18 protein-coding genes are annotated in these 20,268 nt (G+C 36.6%); 16 read left to right on the plus strand and 2 right to left on the minus strand.

Annotation, left to right across the window (positions count from 1 at the left end):
- Positions 1–130 precede the first annotated feature (130 nt).
- From SAY88_RS07865 to SAY88_RS07890, 6 genes are all read left to right on the plus strand, one after another.
- Positions 131–991 carry a carbohydrate ABC transporter permease gene (locus tag SAY88_RS07865; protein ID WP_332630748.1) on the plus strand — a complete coding sequence of 287 codons (861 nt, stop codon included), beginning with the start codon at positions 131–133 and terminating at the stop codon, positions 989–991.
- A complete protein-coding gene (locus SAY88_RS07870) occupies positions 991–1,809 on the plus strand; it encodes a carbohydrate ABC transporter permease (RefSeq protein WP_332630749.1) in 819 nt (272 codons plus the stop codon). The genes SAY88_RS07865 and SAY88_RS07870 overlap by 1 nt, the downstream gene beginning before the upstream one ends.
- Before the next feature lie 24 nt (positions 1,810–1,833).
- Positions 1,834–2,511 carry a YesL family protein gene (locus SAY88_RS07875; RefSeq protein WP_332630751.1) on the plus strand — a complete coding sequence of 226 codons (678 nt, stop codon included), beginning with the start codon at positions 1,834–1,836 and terminating at the stop codon, positions 2,509–2,511.
- A 124-nt stretch (positions 2,512–2,635) separates the two neighbouring features.
- Entirely contained in the window at positions 2,636–3,628 is a 993-nt protein-coding gene (locus tag SAY88_RS07880) for a LacI family DNA-binding transcriptional regulator (RefSeq protein ID WP_332630752.1), read from the plus strand.
- Between the two features lie 433 nt (positions 3,629–4,061).
- Positions 4,062–5,765, plus strand: coding sequence for a glycoside hydrolase family 13 protein (locus SAY88_RS07885; protein WP_332630753.1), 1,704 nt, complete (start codon positions 4,062–4,064; stop codon positions 5,763–5,765).
- Positions 5,755–7,203: a PTS transporter subunit EIIC gene (locus tag SAY88_RS07890; protein WP_332630755.1), complete on the plus strand. Its 1,449-nt coding sequence runs from the start codon at positions 5,755–5,757 to the stop codon at positions 7,201–7,203. Before SAY88_RS07885 ends, SAY88_RS07890 begins: the two co-directional genes overlap by 11 nt.
- A gap of 468 nt (positions 7,204–7,671) precedes the next feature.
- Here SAY88_RS07890 and tatC read toward each other — a convergent pair whose 3' ends face one another.
- Positions 7,672–8,409, minus strand: a complete 738-nt coding sequence (gene tatC, locus SAY88_RS07895; protein WP_332630756.1) for a twin-arginine translocase subunit TatC — start codon at positions 8,407–8,409, stop codon at positions 7,672–7,674.
- Positions 8,410–8,568, minus strand: a complete 159-nt coding sequence (locus SAY88_RS07900) for a twin-arginine translocase TatA/TatE family subunit (RefSeq protein ID WP_332630758.1) — start codon at positions 8,566–8,568, stop codon at positions 8,410–8,412.
- Between the two features lie 311 nt (positions 8,569–8,879).
- Here SAY88_RS07900 and SAY88_RS07905 point away from each other — a divergent pair, with 311 nt between their 5' ends.
- The 10 genes from SAY88_RS07905 (at position 8,880) to arfA (ending at position 20,146) form a co-directional block, all read left to right on the plus strand.
- On the plus strand, positions 8,880–10,625 hold the full coding sequence (locus tag SAY88_RS07905; protein ID WP_431308847.1) for a PhoX family protein: 1,746 nt from the start codon (positions 8,880–8,882) through the stop codon (positions 10,623–10,625).
- Positions 10,626–10,644: 19 nt separating this feature from the next.
- Entirely contained in the window at positions 10,645–10,869 is a 225-nt protein-coding gene (locus SAY88_RS07910; RefSeq protein ID WP_250096581.1) for a twin-arginine translocase TatA/TatE family subunit, read from the plus strand.
- A gap of 367 nt (positions 10,870–11,236) precedes the next feature.
- Positions 11,237–12,223 carry a LacI family DNA-binding transcriptional regulator gene (locus SAY88_RS07915; protein ID WP_332630761.1) on the plus strand — a complete coding sequence of 329 codons (987 nt, stop codon included), beginning with the start codon at positions 11,237–11,239 and terminating at the stop codon, positions 12,221–12,223.
- 398 nt (positions 12,224–12,621) lie between these two features.
- A complete protein-coding gene (locus tag SAY88_RS07920; protein ID WP_332630763.1) occupies positions 12,622–13,572 on the plus strand; it encodes a carbohydrate ABC transporter permease in 951 nt (316 codons plus the stop codon).
- Positions 13,572–14,411, plus strand: a complete 840-nt coding sequence (locus SAY88_RS07925; RefSeq protein WP_332630764.1) for a carbohydrate ABC transporter permease — start codon at positions 13,572–13,574, stop codon at positions 14,409–14,411. Before SAY88_RS07920 ends, SAY88_RS07925 begins: the two co-directional genes overlap by 1 nt.
- 55 nt (positions 14,412–14,466) lie before the next feature.
- The gene (locus tag SAY88_RS07930; RefSeq protein ID WP_332630766.1) at positions 14,467–15,087 is read left to right on the plus strand and encodes a YesL family protein; all 621 of its coding nucleotides are present in this window, start codon (positions 14,467–14,469) and stop codon (positions 15,085–15,087) included.
- Positions 15,088–15,216: 129 nt separating this feature from the next.
- Positions 15,217–16,557: an ABC transporter substrate-binding protein gene (locus tag SAY88_RS07935; protein WP_332630767.1), complete on the plus strand. Its 1,341-nt coding sequence runs from the start codon at positions 15,217–15,219 to the stop codon at positions 16,555–16,557.
- A 281-nt stretch (positions 16,558–16,838) separates the two neighbouring features.
- Entirely contained in the window at positions 16,839–18,320 is a 1,482-nt protein-coding gene (locus tag SAY88_RS07940; RefSeq protein ID WP_332630769.1) for an alpha-N-arabinofuranosidase, read from the plus strand.
- A 12-nt stretch (positions 18,321–18,332) separates the two neighbouring features.
- Positions 18,333–18,602, plus strand: coding sequence for a hypothetical protein (locus SAY88_RS07945; RefSeq protein WP_332630771.1), 270 nt, complete (start codon positions 18,333–18,335; stop codon positions 18,600–18,602).
- Positions 18,603–18,649: 47 nt separating this feature from the next.
- Entirely contained in the window at positions 18,650–20,146 is a 1,497-nt protein-coding gene (gene arfA, locus SAY88_RS07950) for an arabinosylfuranosidase ArfA (RefSeq protein WP_431308848.1), read from the plus strand.
- Positions 20,147–20,268: the final 122 nt, after the last annotated feature.

Below are 20,268 nucleotides of genomic sequence, written 5' to 3' on the forward strand. Positions count from 1 at the left end.
TTTTTAATTTGTTTTAGCTCCTGTTTTTTTTGTTGGGGGTTTTAATAAAAATAAAAACACCTCACTTTTTCCCCCACCCCCGTTCATCAAAGGGCAGTGATGTCCCATTGATATTAGAGGAGGTAACAAAATGAGGAACCGTGATGTATCTTTTTGGCTATTTTTAACGCCTGTTATTTTAAGTTTAAGCCTTGTCGTAATCATTCCTTTGCTCATTGGATTGTATTATTCCTTCACAGATTGGAATGGGCTCACCTATAACCATTTTGTTGGCTTAGATCATTATTTAAGATTGTTTCAAGATGCCCGTTTTACTAGTTCTATTTGGTTTACATTTCGTTTTTCAATTGTAACGGTTATCATGCTTAATGTGATTGGGTTAGGGTTAGCTTTACTTGTGACTAGAAAATTTAAGTCGAGTAATCTTCTTCGTACGATCTTTTTTATGCCCAACTTAATTGGTGGGTTAATCTTAGGTTTCATTTGGCAGTTTATTTTTATTAGTGTATTTGCAGACATTGGTCATTCTCTTGGTATACCAGGGTTAACTGGTTGGTTATCAACACCGGGTACCGGTTTCTGGGGTCTTGTTATTTTGACTTGTTGGCAAATGGGTGGGTATATCATGATCATTTATATTGCTTATTTACAAAGCATACCGAATGAGTTACTTGAGGCTGCTGAGGTGGATGGTGCGAACGCGTTCCAACGTTTTCGTAACGTCACGTTTCCTTTAGTGGCACCAGCTTTTACTATAAGTATGTTCCTAACCCTTTCTACCTCCTTTAAAATTTATGACCAAAATTTATCTTTAACTAATGGAGGTCCATTTAACTCAACAGAAATGGTAGCAATGAATATCGTAAATACAGCATTTACCAGCAATCAAATGGCATATGGACAAGCAAAGGCTATCATCTTTTTTATCATTGTAGCGGCAATTGCTGTCACGCAAGTCTACTACAATAAGAAACGAGAGGTGGACTTATAATGAAGAGGAAAAAAGGAAATTTATTTTGGCTTCAAATTGTGGGTCTTTTATTAGGTTTACTTTGGCTTTCTCCTTTCTATTTAATGGTTGTAAACGCATTTAAATCAAAACGTGATATGTTTGCTGATGTATTAGGAATACCGTCAGAGTTGGTATTCGATAACTTTGTTCAAGCTTTTATTGATTTAAGATTTGTTCAATCTTTCTTTAACTCACTACTTATAACGGTTATTAGTATTGCTGTTATTGTCTTCTTTTCATCTATGGCTGGATACGCCTTATCTCGAAATAAGAGTAAAACAAGTGGGGTTATTCTACTCGTGTTTGTAGCGGCTATGCTTATTCCTTTCCAAGCTGTTATGATTCCTTTGATTTCATTATTTGGTCAGGTGGATATGCTCAATCGTTTTGGATTGATTTTTATGTATTTAGGGTTTGGTTCAAGTCTTGCTATTTTCCTTTATCACGGTGCTATGACTGGAATTTCTAAATCGTTGGATGAGGCAGCGACGATTGATGGTGCTACAAAGTTTCAAACATTCTGGCATGTTATTTTTCCGTTACTCAAGCCTATATCTGTTACGGTAGGGATTTTGAATGTGATTTGGATTTGGAATGACTTCTTACTTCCGTCTCTTATTTTAAGTGATGCCGAATCGACCATTCCGCTTAGAATGTTTATGTTTTTTGGCCAATATACACGTCAGTGGCACTTAGCATTAGCAGGTTTGACAATCGCGATCATACCTGTCATTATCTTTTATTTCTTTGCGCAAAAACAAATTATCAAAGGTGTTTCTGAAGGAGCAGTAAAGTAATGGAGTAACAAGGAGGAGTAAGTGATGGGAAAGTGGATAAGTGGTTTCTTCCTGGTCGGTGAGTGGATCTCTCGATTTGCCGTTGCGAATTTATTCTGGCTCGCATTCACGTTTCCGGCCTGGATTGTTGTGCTTAATACGATTATGCGCGAATCCTATGATTTCTCGAAACTGATCGTTTTATACGTAACCGTAACTGCTCCTCTAGTTGTATTCCCTGCGACTTCTGCTCTATTTGCAGTGAGTCGTGATTGGGCGATGGAAAAAGAACAGGATACTGTAATAAGAAGCTATTGGAACTATTACAAAGAAAATTATAAAAGTAGTTTAAAAATAGGAATTGTCCTGACGGTGGCATGGGTGGTTACAGTCGGGGATATATTTTATTTTAGTGATATTACCCCCTTTGTCACGTATGTTTTTGTTGGGATTGGATTGATCTTGTTTGTTGTAACGATCCATTCCTTTTCTGTTATGGTGCATTATGACATAAGGGTATCGGATGTACTAAAAAAAGCGCTCTTTTTTACAGTGGCTAAACCGTTAATAAGTTTCATTATTATTATGACAACGGCTATCGTCTTGTTTGTTAGTGTAAATCAACTAAGGTTTTTGCTCATTTTTTTTAGCTTTTCAATTATCTCGTTTATATCAATATCGTTATTTTTAAAGATGTATTCAATGCTTAAAGAGAAAAAATGATAGGAGTTTTAGGAGGGGCAGTGTATAATGACAGCTACTATCCATTGCAATCTATTTCTATATTAAAGTAAAATAATTATATGAAAATGATTTCATGTTCTAAAAACAGTGGAGTGATCGACAAGTGGCTACTATATCAGATGTTGCAAAATTATCAGGATTATCAAAAACGACGGTTTCACGTGTGATAAATAACCATCCGTACGTTTCGGACAAAAAGAGAGAGCAAGTACTAAAGGCGATGAAAGAGCTTGGTTATATACCAAACCCTTCCGCTAGAAGGTTAAGGGGGCAGTTAACTACAACGATAGGTGTGATTGTACCTAGAATTGTGAATCCGTTTTTTGCGCATTTAATAAATTCTATTGAACAAGCTGCGTCCGAAAAGGGATATCAAGTGTTGATTGGCCAAAGTTATGAAGATAAAGAAAAGGAAGTAGCCTTTTTAAATTTATTAAAAACAAAGCAAGTTGATGGAATTATCATGACTTCGACTGAAAATGATTGGAACGTTATTGAGTCATATAACGAATATGGTCCAATTATGTTATGTAATGATTATGTTAACCAAAAGGTAGCTCCTATGATTCGATTGAACCAAACTAAAGGGGCGTATATAGGTGCGAATCATTTAATAGAACGTGGTCATCGAAAGATTGCATACTGTACAGGCGGCTTGTTTGATGAGCAGGGAAAAGGGAAAGATCGTAATCAGGGGTTTCAAAAAGCACTAAGTGAGGTAGGAATTAAGATTAATCCAAAATGGATTTTCATTGATCAACATACGATTGAAGATGGTAAACACGTGCTAAGGCAAATTTTAGAGATGGAAGACCGGCCGACTGCTATTTTTACCGGGAGTGATGAAGTGGCAGGTGGAATTGTCATTGCAGCAAAAGAGAAAGGCCTAATAATTCCTAAAGATCTTGCTGTTATTGGATTTGATGATCAGCCGATTGCGGAAATACTAGATCCAAAACTAACGACCATTCGCCAACCTGTTGATCTGATGGGGGAGAAATCAATAGAAGTGATGATTGAAATGCTAGAGAATCCAGAAATGGAGATAAGAAATTACGAGCTTCCAATAGAGTTAATTGTACGACAATCGACATAATGTGTAAGTTAATCCTAAATAAAGAACAACAAAGTGAAACTTTTTAATTGTTTCACTTTGTATTTTTTTACAAGGGAAGCTTGAGATAAGTGTATTACAGAGTAGTGCTTGTATGGTATGTATAATTTTGGAATACGGTAATTTTAAAAGAAAGCGTTGACAGAGTTTGAAAATCAAAAGTATAATAAAAGCAGAAATCGGTTCCATAACCAAAACGGATTTTTTATAGTGAAGTTAATAGACGGAACAAGACAAAAATTTTTGCTTATATATGGAACCGATACCATGCAATTATCAGTGGTTGTAGCTGTCCTGTTTGTATGGATGTAATTAAATAATATTGGATTAATTAACAGATTTATAACTTCACCTTTTTTTTGAAGTTATGTGGAACCGATACCACAACTAGACTTTAGCTAATGGAGGAAACAACATGGAAAAGAAATGGTGGCAAAAAGAAGTAATCTATCAAATTTATCCGAAAAGTTTTTATGACTCAAATAATGATGGGATAGGGGATATTAAAGGCATTACGCAAAAACTAGATTATTTACAGTCCTTGGGAATTACGATGGTATGGATTTGTCCAATTTACAAATCACCTATGGCTGATAACGGTTACGATATCTCAGATTATTATCAATTAAATCCAGAGTTTGGAGAAATGAAAGATTTGGATGAGTTAATTGATAAGGCGAAAGAAAAAGGGATAAAGGTTGTTCTTGATCTTGTTATCAATCATACATCGGATGAACATCCATGGTTTCAAGATTTACTTCAGAATCCAAAGACAAGTAAGTATAGAGATTATTATATTTTGAAATCAGGAGAAAATGGTCAACCTCCTACTAACTGGCGCTCTGTTTTTGGTGGAAGCGTATGGGAGCCTTTGCAAAATACAGATGAGTACTATTTCCATTCATTTGATGTAAAGCAACCTGATTTAAATTGGGAGAACAAAGAAGTCAGAGAAGAGCTATATAAAATGGTGAATTACTGGCTTGATAAAGGCATTGCTGGATTTAGAGTAGATGCAATAACGTTTATTAAGAAAGATCAAAACTATGATAACCTTCCTGCTGATGGAGTCGATGGACTTGTCAAATGTACAAAAAAGGCCCGTAATCAGCCGGGAATTGAAGAATTTTTACATGAGTTAAATGACGAGACATTTTCCCAATATAACTGTGTAACGATTGGCGAAGCTCCTGGAGTACCTTATGAGCAATACGGGGATTACATTGGCGACAATGGCTACTTCTCAATGATTTTTGATTTTAGATATGCAGACCTAGATGTTGCTTCTGGAAGTGAGTGGTTTAGAAGAATTGATTGGAATGTCCTAGATTTAAAGAAATTAATTTTTACGAGTCAAAAGGAAATCCAAAAAGCTGGTTGGGGAGCGAACTTTTTAGAAAATCATGATCAGAACAGATCGATTAGCAAGTATATAAAAGAAGAAGAGAACCGAAACTTCTATTCAGCGACTATGCTAGGAGCTATGTTTTTCTATCTTCGCGGGACTCCATTTATCTACCAAGGTCAAGAAATTGGTATGACGAACTTTGAACGTAAAAGTATTGAAGAGTTTGATGATATCTCGAGCATCGATCAATATTATCGTTCTATGGAAGAAGGCTATAGTGAAGAAGAAGCACTTCATTTTATTAATTTACGAAGCCGTGACAATTCAAGAACGCCATTTCACTGGAGCAATAAGGAATATGGTGGATTTTCAGAAGTTAAGCCTTGGTTAGGAATGAACGAGAATTACCAAACGATTAATGTCGAGCAACAAGAGCAGGATCCCAATTCGATTTTGCAGTTTTATAAAGAAATGATTCAAGTTAGACAGTCGAGCGAGGCGAGTGAGTGTTTAATTTATGGAGAGATTGAACCTATTTTAGAGGATCATCCAACGATTGTGGCCTATAAAAGAAAGTCTGGAACTGAAGAAGTTGTTTGCTATTTCAACTTTTCGTCTGACGATCAAAAAGTTGAATTAGAGCATAGCAATTATGTTGTTCTATTAAACAATTACGATGTAGAGAAAGCGACCATATCTGAACAAATATGTTCATTAAAACCTTTTCAAGCACTAATACTCCAAGAGAAGGGAGCGGGTTATGATGAGTGAAAGTAAATACGAACGTATAGGAAAAGAATTGATTGAAGTCATCGGTGAAGATAATATCGAATCGTATGTTCATTGTGCAACAAGATTACGCTTCTCCGTTAAAGATCGGGAAAAGATTGATGATGAGGCCATTGAAAAAATTGATGAAGTAAAAGGTGTATTTTATAATGCAGGTCAATATCAGGTCATTTTAGGTACTGGAACAGTCAATAAAGTCTATTCTGCTTTAAGAGGAGGCAGGCCTGATGAAGAGGATGACCAAGCAAAAGAGGAATCCTCATCTCATAATAAGGAAAAGGGAATCAGGAGGGCTGTTCGAACGCTAGCTGATATCTTTATTCCGATTATCCCAATTATTGCAGCAACGGGTTTATTCCTTGGTCTAAGAGGTGTTTTGACAAGTGATGCGTTCTTAGGGTTAATCGGCATGAGTATTGATGATATTCCTGAGTACCTTTTAACGCTAACAGCAGTCCTAACAGATACGGCATTTGCTTTTTTACCTGCTTTAATATGTTGGTCTGCCTTTAGGAAATTTGGTGGTATGCCTATCATTGGTTTTGTACTGGGGTTAATGCTAGTTTCTCCTGCTCTGCCAAATGCATATGCAGTCGCAGACATTAATAGTGGGGTAGAACCTATAATCGCTTTTGGTTTCATCCCGATTGTTGGTTATCAAGGTAGTGTGTTAACAGCTTTAGTTGTAGGGTTTCTTGGAGCGAAACTTGAGAGGAAGTTACGTGCTGTTATGCCGAATGCATTAGATTTAATCTTTACACCATTCTTTGTTTTGCTATCTATGATGATTACAGGGTTACTTATTTTAGGACCATTATTACATTTTGTAGAAGCGGGATTAGTAACAGTTGTAACGCAACTGATCGATATTCCTCTTGGTATTGGCGGATTAATGATTGGTTTTATTTACCCTTTAGCGGTTATGACGGGAATGCACCATTTATTTATTATGATTGAAACTACCATGCTTGCTAATACTGGATTTAACCCTTTAATTACTCTTTGTGCAATGTATGGTTTTGCGAATGCTGGTACTTGTTTAGGAATTACTGTGAAAGCGAAGAAAAGCACAGTGAAGGTTACAGGAGCGAGTGCGACGGCGACTCAATTACTTGGTGTTAGTGAACCGGCCTTGTTTGGGGTAGTAATGAGGTATAGTACGAAACCGCTTTATGTTATGATTGCTTGTTCCGCTGTAGGAGGTGCCATTCTCTCTTTATTGAATGTTCAAGCGAATTCATATGGTTTAGCAGTCGTTCTTTCGCCTTTAATGTACATTTATGATTGGAGTCAGCTACTTGCTTACCTTGTTGTATCCGTAATTATTTTTGCTGCTGCATTTATCATTACTTATTTATTTGCAGTACCGAAAGAAGTTATGGTGGAAGATGAAGATGTAAAAGTTAGGAATGTAGGTTGATTACTAATAAACAGTTGAATTTGTATGAAAAAAATGAGTTGCCGTTGCAACTCATTTTTTTCATTTCTCTCTAATATCTTCGTAAATAAGAATTACTTAAATTGAGTAGCGAAATTGAATAAGTTGGTAAGCACCCTAAATCCTTCTATCTACAAACACCATTTAACACATGTTGAATGCTGTTTGTTAAGCGGGTACTAATAAAGAAAAGGGCTGTTCCGATGGATTGAATATAACCGGGGAACAGCCTTTTAATTATTGAATTTATCTAATGTTTATCTTGTTGTTTTTTGGGATAATTTGAATAGCTATCTAGTTTATAATGGGCTTTTAGACGACAAAATTGGCATTTACAAGTTTTTTTCTGATCTTCACTTGGTTCCAACTTATAAACATGTGGAACATCAAGAACGTCTAACCCATTCTTTACGTGTTTAGGACAAACTGAAAGCATTTTTAACCCTCCTTCTAACTTGAAGCTGAAGACGCTTCGACCGATACACTATTACTTTTTCGGTGAACAATTTTACTTAAAGTAACACTAATTTCATATAAAACTAATAAAGGAATAATTACTAGAACATCTGATATAAAATCAGGAGGTGTGATCAAAACAGAAACGACGATGAGTATGAAATAGGCAATTTTTCTTCCTTTTACAAGCTTTTGCGGGTTAACAATTCCTAGTTTAGTAAGAAACATCACTACAGCAGGCATTTCAAACAAAAAGCCAAATGGCAGAGTTAAGTGAAGCATGAATTGAAAGTATCGTTCTGCCGTAAAAAATGTTTGAAATTGATCACCTGCAATATTGATTAGGAAGGATAGGACGAGTGGGAAAAGGACAAAGTACCCAAACGAAATTCCACCAATAAATAAGAAGAAAAGACCAGGAATAAACACTACAGTTGCTCGTTGTTCCTCCTTTTTTAAAGCTGGTTTAATAAATTTCCAAATCTGGTAGGCGGCTACTGGAATGGTAACTGCAATAGCAACTACAGCAGCTAACATCATATAAATCCATAAAATATCACCAGGGCCTAATAAAGCTAGTTTTCCATCTAAATCTTTTACTAGATATTGATAAATATCTTTTACAAAAATAAAAGAACAGATAAGTGCCATAAGGAAAATGACTAACGTTACGATAATTCGACTTCTTAACTCTGTTAAATGGTCAATGAGATGCAATTCTTCTTTCTCCATTTAGAATCCTTCTTTCATCATAATAGAGGATGCATTCTTAAATTCTTTTAGGGTAATTCCAAAGGCTTTTCCGATTTCAGAGAGCTTTGAAGGGCCAAAAATAATGAGAGCAATAATTACTACGAGAATTAAACCAGGAACTCCTATATTGGCTAACATATTAAATACCTCCATTCTATTAATACTTTACTGATCCCTTAATCAGAGACCCTGAAAGTTAATTCCTAAAACTACCAATACTCTATAAAAATTTAACAGAGAATTGTTAATGGTTTATGTATAGACTGTTATGAAAATGTAAATTTTACCAGTTTACCTTTTTTTACAATCTCGCCTAAATTTTTACATTATTAACAAAATGTTAATGCATAATTTAAAAATGCTTCACGGGTAATTAATAATTCACTATTAAAATACAAATTGTACGAGCAATTACATAAATACTAAAAAAAGTAGAGAGGGAATTAAAAATGGAAAATACAAATATGAACATGAATCGTCGTAAATTTTTAGGTTATTTAGGAACTGGGACAGCTGCTTTAGCTGCTGCATCAGCTGGGTTAGGTACTTTAGCACCCGTAGCACAAGCTGCTCATACGGCTGACCACCTTATTGGGTTCGATGATATTAAATTAAGTCCACAAGCAAAACCACATGCCTTCTTTAAACCGATTATGCCTACGATGGAGGATGAGTTAGTTCTTCCAGAAGGCTTCTCATATGATGTATTAGCAGCATATGGGGATGTCATTAACGAAAAAGGAGATACTTTTGGATTTAACTGTGACTTTACAGTATTCTTCCCAATTAACGGATCAAACGAAAGAGGTTTACTATGGGTGAACTTGGAGTATATCAATGATACGTATATGAAAGAGCAATATATGCCTGCTTTCATGCAAAATACTCCTATTGATACAAAAAGACGTTACCACCAAGGTGGAGCAATTATTGAGGTTTACAAGGATAATAAAGGGATTTGGAAGATGGATACAACCTCTAAATATGCAAGACGTATCACTGGATTTACACCATTTGAGTTAACTGGACCTGCTGAGGGTACCTCTTCGGTTGGTGGTGCAACAACAGCAATTGGTACTTGGGCGAACTGCTCTGGTGGGATGACGTTATGGAATACATTATTATCTTGTGAAGAGAACTTTGAAACACAAGCAAGACGATCCAACTTACCGTCTGAACATTATGGCTGGGTAATTGAAGTGGATCCGTTTGATGAAGAAGATAAAAACTTCAAGCCACGAAAACATACTGCGCTTGGACGCTTTAATCATGAAAATACATGTATGGGCATTACTAAGAGTGGCCGTATTGCGGTATATATGGGCGATGATAAACAAAACGCTTGCGTCTATAAATATATCAGTAATGGCAAATTCGATCCTGCAAAAGGGCAAGCGAACTCTAAATTACTCGAAGACGGCACACTTTATGTAGCTAATTTAGGAGCAGGTAGATGGGTAAAATTAGATGCTGCTGAAGTAGCAAAAAGAGTACATGCTAGTAATTTCTCTGTACCAAGTGTTTTAAAAATGAGAGACCAAACTGTTCAGAGCTTAAGCGAAATGTTCCCTGCTAATGCTACACAAGCCCATGTGATGGTAAACACCCATGAAGCTGCGATTATCCTTGGCGGTACACCAACAGATCGTCCAGAAGATTTAGAAATTAATCCTTTTGATAATTCAATTTTTATTGCTCATACGAATAACGCAGTACACGGGAACATTCATGGACATATTACACGCATTTTTGAAAAAGAAGATGATTTCGAATCAATGGAGTTTATGTTTGAAATCTTCGCTGCAGGTGGACGCCAAAGCGGATTCTCTGCTCCAGATAATTTAACGTTTGACAGTAATGCGAACCTTTGGGTTGTAACAGATATGTCTGAGAGCAATATTGGAAAAGGCGTTTATGAATGGCATGGAAATAACGGATTATTCGTCCTTCCAACTCATGGTCAGAATGAAGGAGAGGCATTCCAATTCGCTTCTGGACCTCAAGGTTGTGAATTGACAGGTCCTTGGTTTACTGCGGATGAAAAAGCACTATTCTTAGCTGTTCAGCACCCGACTACAAACTGGCCGAGACGTAAAGGTGATGTCGATCCGCTTCCGGCAGTTGTAGCAATTAAAGGATTTAAAGGGAACAACCTTGATAAAGGAAATAAGTCTAATGGAAATAAAGGCAAATAAATAGGAGGTAACATCAACTATGCTATCTAATATTGGAATTCCTGGTTTAATTTTAGTCCTTATCATTGCCCTGATCATATTCGGACCATCCAAGCTGCCAGAGATCGGTCGTGCATTTGGTCGTACCTTGACTGAGTTTAAGAGCGCAACGAGAGAGCTTGTTTCTAGCGGTGATGAAGAAAAAGAAGAAAAAAAGTCTAATTTAACGGCAGTAGAAAAGCAATCAGACAACAAAGCAGTATAAGCAATAGCATTATATAATGAAGGTGTAGACAAGGGTACTTGTCTGCATCTTTTTGATACTTCTATTATAAATGTTAAGGTTCCACGACTTCACCTGTTGCGATCGCGTCCTTCAAATACTTCACCGTCACATGGATCAGTGGACCTGTCCCTCTGGCTGTGCACTGAATCCTGTATAGATCAAAAAGTGAGAAGTATGAAAATTGATAATTTACAATGTAAAGTTTATCTTTCTAAGCTAATTGTTTTTTTATTTTATGAAATGTTGTATATTTTTAAATAATAGATGTAATACAGGAGTGCAAACGAAAGGTGAGATATACAATATTGAAGTAATCATATCTATTAAATACTAGGAGGGAGAGAAATTGAAGGTAACCATCAAAGATATTGCTACAATCTGCGGAGTGTCAGCTGGAACGGTCGATCGTGCACTTAATAACCGAACAGGAATTAGTGAGAAAACGAAAAAAAAGATACTAGAAGTAGCAAAAGAGATGAACTACCAACCTGATTATACGGCAAGAAGTCTTGTAATGGGAAAAACAATGACGATCGGGGTCATCTTGTTTGATTTATATAATCGATCTTTTGCTCAATTATTAAATGCGATTGAGGTGAAAGCTAGAGAATTAGGCTATTTTGTTAATATTACTTTATCAGACAAAAAGCCGGAAAGTGAAATCGATTGTATTAATTATTTAAAGGGAAAAGTTGATGGGGTTATCCTGTTTTCAGTGAATAAGGGAGAGCAATTCGAATCTTATTTAAGCAAATTTGATATTCCTATTATTACAATTTTCAATTATGTTTCCGAAAAATGGGAATATATAGGAATTCGAGAACGTCAAGCTATGAAGGATGCCATTGATTATATAGTAGGTAAAGGATACCAAAAGTTTATTTATATTAGCCCCCCTCTTGCATATATAGGGAAATCAAATATTTACACGCAGGAAGAGAGGCTGAATGGATTTTATGAAGGATTAGAAATAAATGGAATTCAATCTAAACCACTTATTATAAAGAATATTGAGTATATTGAAGAGTTAGAAAACATAACGTTTAGCAAAAATGAAAAAGTAGCTGTTGTGTGTTCGACTGACCTCTATGCGTTAAAGGTAATGCATTATCTTAAGAAACAAGGTGTCAATATTCCTGAGCAAGTGGGGGTAATGGGTTTTGATGATATTGATATATTAGAGTATGTCACGCCACGACTAACGACCGTTAAATACCCAATTGAAGAAATCGGCAGAAGGGCGATAGAAAGCATCGTAAACAAAATTGAGCATGGGGATTTTGTTTCTACTCCTTTACTAGATTATGAAATTATTAAAGGTGAGTCTATTTAATGCTTTTTCAGAAAATTTTTAAATGTAGTTGACGGTCGTTAAAAAGGGTGTTACGATAATTTCAGTACTAAGGAATCATTTGTTTCTTCCCTTTTTATGTACGAAGAAAAAATAAGATTACTGTTACATAATTTCGTGTACGTACACGGAAGTTGATGCATTAGAAAATGTGTAGGCATTTTCTAATGCATGATAATTATTTCGTGTACGTACACGATGCCCCGCCATTAAGAACTTCCTATCGTTTGTATCGTGTACGTACACGAATTTGAAACAAGCTTCACCATATTTCTTGGAGTTGATGTCAAACCTAATTTTGTAAGCGGATTCACCATTGTTCAAATACGTACATTAGTGTTTGTATTGAACAGAAAATAAAAAAGATAGAGGGGGTTCCTATGTTACAAACTGGAAAGAATAGCAAAACAGAAGTCGTCCAAGTGAAAAACAGGAGGAATGGAGGTTTACTTACATTCTTAAACTCTCAAAAAGTCGTGCCGTATGTCTTGATTTCACCATTTGTTCTCTCGTTTTTAGTATTGTCGTTATACCCAGCTATTCAAGCAATTATTATGAGTTTTCAAAGAGTGTTACCTGGTGAAGTTACATTTATTGGGTTAAGAAACTATACGAGAATTATTAATCCAACGTTTTTCACTGCATTACAAAATACTACGATATATATGATTTTAACAGTTGTTATTTTAGTCTCATTGCCGATGTTGTTAGCTGTCTTGTTAAATTCGAAGGTAGTGAAATTCAGAATATTTTTTAGGACGGCTTTATTTCTACCAGCTTTAACGTCAGTCATTGTTGCAGGTATGGTTTTCCGTTTAATGTTTGCTGAAAGTGATACTGCGGTAGCCAATCAAATTTTAAATTGGATTGGACTTGAATCAGTTGATTGGAGATACAACGCTTGGTCGGGGATGTTTCTAATGGTTGTTCTTGCATCTTGGCGCTGGATGGGAATCAATATCTTGTACTTTTTAGCAGCGTTACAAAATGTACCGAAAGAGTTATACGAAGCTGCAGAAATTGATGGTGCCCGTGCCCTACAGAAATTCTTTTATGTTACGTTGCCATTTTTAAAACCGGTTACTATTTTCGTTGCTACCATTTCGATTATTGGTGGATTTAGAATGTTTGAAGAAAGCTTCGTATTCTGGACGTCCGGTTCACCAGGGAATATTGGTTTAACGATAGTTGGTTATCTATATCAGGAAGGTATTCAAAAGAATGATATGGGATTTGGTGCAGCGATTGGTGTTGTCTTAATGTTAATCATCTTTGTCATTAGCTTGACTCAACTGTTTCTAACTGGAGCTTTTAAAAGGGGGGATGAGTAATGAAGCAAAAGAATAATCCTTTATTAACATGGCTGCTTACTATTGGATTTGCCGTTGTAGCATTTATTGCCTTATTTCCGCTTTTAAATTTAACACTTGCTTCTTTTCGACCATCAACGGACTTAATGAGAAATGGGATAAGCTTAATCTTTGATCCTAGTACGTTAACGCTGGATAATTTCATCTTTATTTTTACTGAAGCTGAAATCTATTGGAGATGGTTTGGGAATAGTGTTTGGATATCGTTAGTCATTGTTGTCTTATCTCTACTATTTTCTTCTATGGTAGGTTATGCGTTAGCGGTATATGACTTCAAAGGTCGAAACTTTTTCTTTTTACTAGTCTTAATCATTTTGATGATTCCGTTTGAAATATTAATGTTACCTCTTTTTCAATTAATGATTAAGCTAAATTTGGTAAATACCTATACAGCCGTTATACTACCGGCGATAGTTGCACCAGTTGCTGTCTTTTTCTTTAGACAATATGCATTAGGACTTCCTAAAGAATTAATGGATGCTGCAAGGATTGATGGTTGTACTGAATATGGAATATTTTTTAGGATCATGCTTCCGCTTATGGGACCTTCATTAGCAGCGATGGCTATTTTACAAGGGCTAAACAGTTGGAATAACTTCTTGTGGCCATTAGTCGTGTTACGGTCTAATGATATGTTTACACTACCAATTGGTTTAGCGACACTATTAACGCCATATGGTAACAATTATGATATTTTACTTGCTGGTTCTGTCATGACGATTGTTCCAATAGTTATTTTGTTTATTTTCTTCCAACGTTATTTTGTAGCTGGTCTCACAGTTGGGGGAGTAAAAGGCTAATCACTTATGAGATGTTAAGGAAAAGGATTATTGTAAATAAAGAGGTGGGCAGCATATGAATGGAGCTCAAATTGTATCATCACTTGATCGAATCCTTCGGTGGATCGTGCAACTAGCTGTAATTAATATCTTATGGTTTTATTACACGCTCTTAGGTTTATTTGTAGGAGGAGTCTTTCCAGCAACATTAGCAGCATTAGGGTTATCTAGAAAATTGATCATGGGAAACAAGGATATAAAACTTTGGAAAACCTTTAAGCAAATCTACAAAGAAGAGTTCATACGGTCTAATTTGATAGGGTGGTGTTTAACCGTAATTGGGGGAATTCTTTATCTAAATTATCTAGCAATAGAACGTTCAAGAGAAGAGCTGTTATTTGTTATTCCGTTTGCTTTCTACTTTATATTATTTTTCTATATCATCGTTGTTATATGGGTTTTCCCGCTATTGGCACACTATCAAACAACATGGTTTTCGTATATTCGCAATGCAGTCATTATTGGATTGACGAAGATTCACTATACGCTGGCAAGTGGTGTAATGGTTTTTACAGTCATATATGTGTCACTCGATTTTCCAGGATTGATCCCGTTTTTTTCAGTTAGCTTCGCTACAATAGGATGCATGTGGCTCTCTATGCAAACTTTTGTCAAAATAGATGAGCAAACCTCTTAAACTAGCTAATGAAAGGGATGACGAAACATTTCTGAAGCAGTTAGGTATTTGGGGGAGGTGATATATTCATAGTATTTTCTTGGTGCTTTCATAATTATACTATTTCATTAAAAATTAGGGGGGATTGTGGTGACGAAGAATAGTTTGTTATTTACAGTTATTGGGGTTGTTATGACGCTTGTGTTAGTAGCTTGTGGTGGTAGTTCTTCCTCTTCAGGTGATGCGGATGAAACGTCTATTGTTGGTAATGATATTGAAGGTGCTACAGAACTCACATTTTGGACATTTGCTAGTCAACATGTGGATTTATTTGAGGAGGCAGCCATTGAGTGGAATGAAGAATTCCCTGATAGACCACTTAAACTTGTTGCAGAAACCTATCCATTTGATCAAATGCACAACAATCTATTACTAGCATTGCAATCAGGTTCAGGAGCACCTGATATAGCAGATGTTGAAATTTCTCGTTTCCCTAACTACCTCCAAGGGGTACCACAACTATTACCAATGAATGACCATGTGGAACCAATTCTAGATAAATTCATTGAAGCTCGTTTCGATATCTATGCTAAAGATGGCCAATATTACGGAATGCCTACTCATGTTGGTGCATCTGTAATGTACTATAATAAAGAAATTATGGATGAAGCAGGAGTAGACATCGAATCGATCCAAACATGGGATGACTATGTTGAAGCTGGTAAACAAGTGGTAGAAAATACAGGTAAAGTAATGACAACCGTTCATACTGATGATTACTTACCTATGTATCAAATGGTCAGCCAACGTGGTTCAGATTGGTTTGATGAAAATGGGAATTTAACTTTAGACGCTCCAGAAAATATTGAAGTGTTACAGTTTTTACATGATCTAATTTATGTCCATGAAATTGCTGAGCTTACGCCAGGTGGAGAACCACATGCAGAAGAATTTTATGCACATATGAATGAAGGCAATGTAGCTTCTTTAGCAATGCCAATTTGGTATATGGGACGTTTCCTTGATAACATGCCTGACCTAAAAGGGAAAATGGTTATAAATCCATTGCCTGCATGGGAAGAAGGTGGATTCCGTTCAGCTGGCATGGGGGGAACGGGTACCGTTGTTACAAACCAAACAGATGATGAAGAACTTGCTAAAGATTTCTTAGCATATGCAAAGCTCAGTGAAAAGGCAAACGAAAAGCTTTGGACTGTCCTTGGATTTGACCCTCCTCGTTGGGATGTATGGGATAATGACGTATTTAAGGAGGATAATAGCTTCTATCAATTCTTTGGTGATAATATTTTTGATGTATTATTAGATGTTCGTGATGAAATTAATTCAGTAAATATTACACCATCCACGCCTAGTGTAGCTAGTGAGTTTGGTACAAATATTTTTAATGATGTACTAAGACAACAAACGAAAACTGCAGAAGAGGCATTGAGAAATGCTCAAGAGACAATTGAAGCAAATATGCAAGAATAGTCATTTATGCGGATAATAACTTTTGCTCAAAGTTGCGAGTGAAATTTCATCACTCCTCGTTTAACAAAATGATAAATGAGGAGTGGTGATAATAAAGGGAGATGCGGAAGATCTATGTAGTCCCTAGATAACAAATTTCTTAGACGTTTATGTACACGATATATTTAAATGTAGCGAAAATGCGTTTATATAGTCGCAGAACTATTTTTTTATTTATTATCGTGTACGTAAACGTAATTTGAAATAAGAAGAAAAACCAAAAACTAAGAGGTGAATGTAACATGAAGCAACAGGCCATTTTAAATGTAGATGTAGAACAGGGAATTATTAATAAAAATATATATGGGCACTTTGCTGAACATTTAGGCAGATGTATTTATGAAGGTATATGGGTAGGCGAAGATTCGCAGATTCCTAATACAAATGGAATTCGAAACGATGTGGTGGAAGCATTAAAAAACATTAACATCCCAGTTCTTCGTTGGCCAGGTGGATGCTTTGCTGATGAGTATCATTGGAAAGATGGAGTCGGTCCAAGAGAAAATCGGAAACGGATGGTAAACACTCATTGGGGTGGTGTAGTTGAAAACAATCATTTTGGTACACATGAATTTATGATGCTTTGTGAAATGCTTGAATGTGAGCCGTATATTTGTGGAAACGTTGGAAGCGGGACTGTCCAAGAGATGTCGGAATGGGTAGAGTACATGACATTCAAAGGTGAGTCACCGATGGCAAATTGGCGAAGAGAGAATGGTCAAGAAGAGCCATGGAAATTAACCTATTTTGGTGTTGGGAATGAGAATTGGGGATGTGGAGGGAATATGCGTCCTGAATACTATTCAGATCTCTATCGTCGATATCAGACGTACGTTCGCGACTATGATGGAAACAAGATTTACAAGATTGCCGGTGGCGCTAATGTTGATGATTATAATTGGACAGAAGTGTTAATGCGAGAGTCTGCGCGCTATATGGATGGATTAAGCCTTCATTATTATACGGTACCTGGTGATTTTTGGGCAGGGAAAGGGGCTGCAACAGGATTCCCTGAAGGTGAGTGGTTTGTAACGATGAAAAAAGCGTTACATATGGATACGTTAATTCGTAAGCATGGAACTATTATGGATAAATATGATCCAACAAAGCGGATTGGCATGATTATTGATGAGTGGGGGACATGGTTTGAGGTAGAGCCTGGTACCAATCCTGGATTCTTGTATCAACAAAATACCATTCGAGATGCACTTGTTGCCGGTCTCCATTTTCATATTTTCCATGATCACTGTGACCGTGTTCAAATGACGAATATTGCTCAAACAGTGAATGTTCTTCAATCTATGATGTTAACTGAGGGAGAGAAAATGATTTTCACCCCTACTTATCATGTATTTGAAATGTATAAGGTACACCATGATGCAACAAAGGTAGCGATTGATATGAAGGCAAACAATTATGAATTTGATGGCGAAACCATTCCGCAAGTCAGTCTTACCGCTTCAAAAAATGATGAAGGGACTGTGCATGTAAGTATTTGTAATATCGACCATAAACACGATGCAGAAGTGACCATTGACATTCGTGGTCTAGAAATATCCAATGTTAACGGTAGAATTTTAACAGCTGATAAGATGGATGCTCATAATTCATTTGAAGATGGTGAAAATGTGAAACCTGTTGAATTTACTGGATTTTCGTTGGACGGTAAAGGACTAGACATCACGCTGCCTCCGATGTCTGTAGTTGTCTTAGCATTGAATTAAGGAGACCAGTTGATGATGAAATACAGTAATGATTGCAAGGGATGTCAAAGGAATGTCAGCGTTACAGATGAACCTCTTATCTATTATTCCGATTCGAGTATTGAAGATCATGATGATGATGAGTTTGTTCATGAAGATTTGTATAGTAAGCGAGTTCAGTTATGTCTCGATTGCACCTCTTTGCAATATGGTTCGACTTGTAAGTATTCAGGGGTGCTCATCAGCTATAAAGCCAAACGAAAAAATAAAAGCTGCCCTATGCCTGGTGCGGCTAAATGGTAAAAGTAAGGGTAAATGAAGCTTTTTAAAGGAAGGGAGAGATTACAATAATGAAAGCGACTATGACTATTGATAAAGAGTTTAAAATTGGTGAAATTGATGATCGAATATATGGATCTTTTATTGAACATTTAGGGAGAGCCGTGTACGGGGGGATTTATGAACCAGACCATCCAGAAGCGGATGAGCAAGGGTTTCGTCAAGATGTAATCGAACTTGTAAAACAATTAAAGGTACCGCTTGTTCGTTACCCAGGTGGAAACTTTGTCTCTGGGTATAATTGGGAAGATGGAGTAGGTCCTGTAGCAGAACGGCCCCGTCGTTTAGATTTAGCTTGGAGAACCACAGAGACCAATGAAATTGGAACAAATGAATTTATGGATTGGGCAAAAAAGGTCAATGCCGAAGTAAATATGGCCGTAAACCTTGGAACAAGAGGGATTGATGCTGCGCGTAACTTAGTTGAATATTGCAATCATACGTCCGGCTCATACTGGAGTGACCTTCGTATTAAGCATGGTTATAAGGAGCCGCATAAAATTAAAACCTGGTGCTTAGGAAATGAAATGGATGGTCCTTGGCAGATTGGTCACCGCACGGCTGATGAGTATGGTCGTATTGCCGCCGAAACGGCAAAAGCGATGAAATGGGTTGACTCTTCCATTGAATTGGTCGCTTGCGGAAGCTCGAATCGTCTAATGCCAACATTTGCTGAATGGGAAGCGACTGTTCTTGAGCATACGTATGATCACGTTGAATTTATCTCATTGCACACGTATTATGGGAACCGTGATGAAGATTTAGCAAACTATCTAGCGCAATCTCTTGATATGGATCAGTTTATTTATTCGGTGATTTCAATTGCCGATTATATTAAAGCGAAAAAGCGAAGTAAGAAAACTATTAATCTATCATTCGATGAGTGGAATGTTTGGTTCCATTCAAATGAAGCGGATAAGAAAATTGAGCCATGGTCGGTTGCTCCTCCGCAACTTGAAGATATTTATACGTTTGAAGATGCACTTCTAGTTGGAAGTATGTTAATCTCCTTACTCAAACGTGCTGACCGTGTAAAAATTGCGTGTTTGGCTCAGCTTGTTAATGTCATCGCTCCGATCATGACGGAAAATGGTGGAGAGGCTTGGACACAAACGATTTTCTATCCATACATGCACGCATCTGTATTTGGTAGAGGGGTTGCATTACATGCAATGGTTTCTTCACCTAAGTATGATAGTGAAGATTTTACCGATGTCCCTTATCTAGATACAGTATCTGTTTATAATGAAGAAAGTGAAACTGTCACCATTTTTGCAGTGAATAAACACCAAACCGATGTATTATCACTTGATGCTGATGTTAGAAGTTTTGAAGGATACCGAGTGGTTGAACATATTATTCTTGAGCATGATGAGGTTAAGGCGACAAATCAGCATAATCGCACAAATGTTGTTCCGCATAATAATGGAGATGCGAAAGTCGATGGTGGTAAATTAGAAGCCAATCTACCGAAGCTTTCATGGAATGTGATCCGCTTGGCGAAGTAAGAGCGAGGCTTAAATAAGGGAAGTGTTACTACCTGGCTATGTATTAATTAAGACAGGTAGTTTTTTTATTTAAAGGAGGGTGAAAGTAGTAGTTGCGGTTGATTACTCTGTTTGTAACACTT

Source organism: Halalkalibacter flavus, from assembly GCF_036663575.1.
Lineage (GTDB): Bacteria > Bacillota > Bacilli > Bacillales > Bacillaceae_D > Halalkalibacter > Halalkalibacter flavus.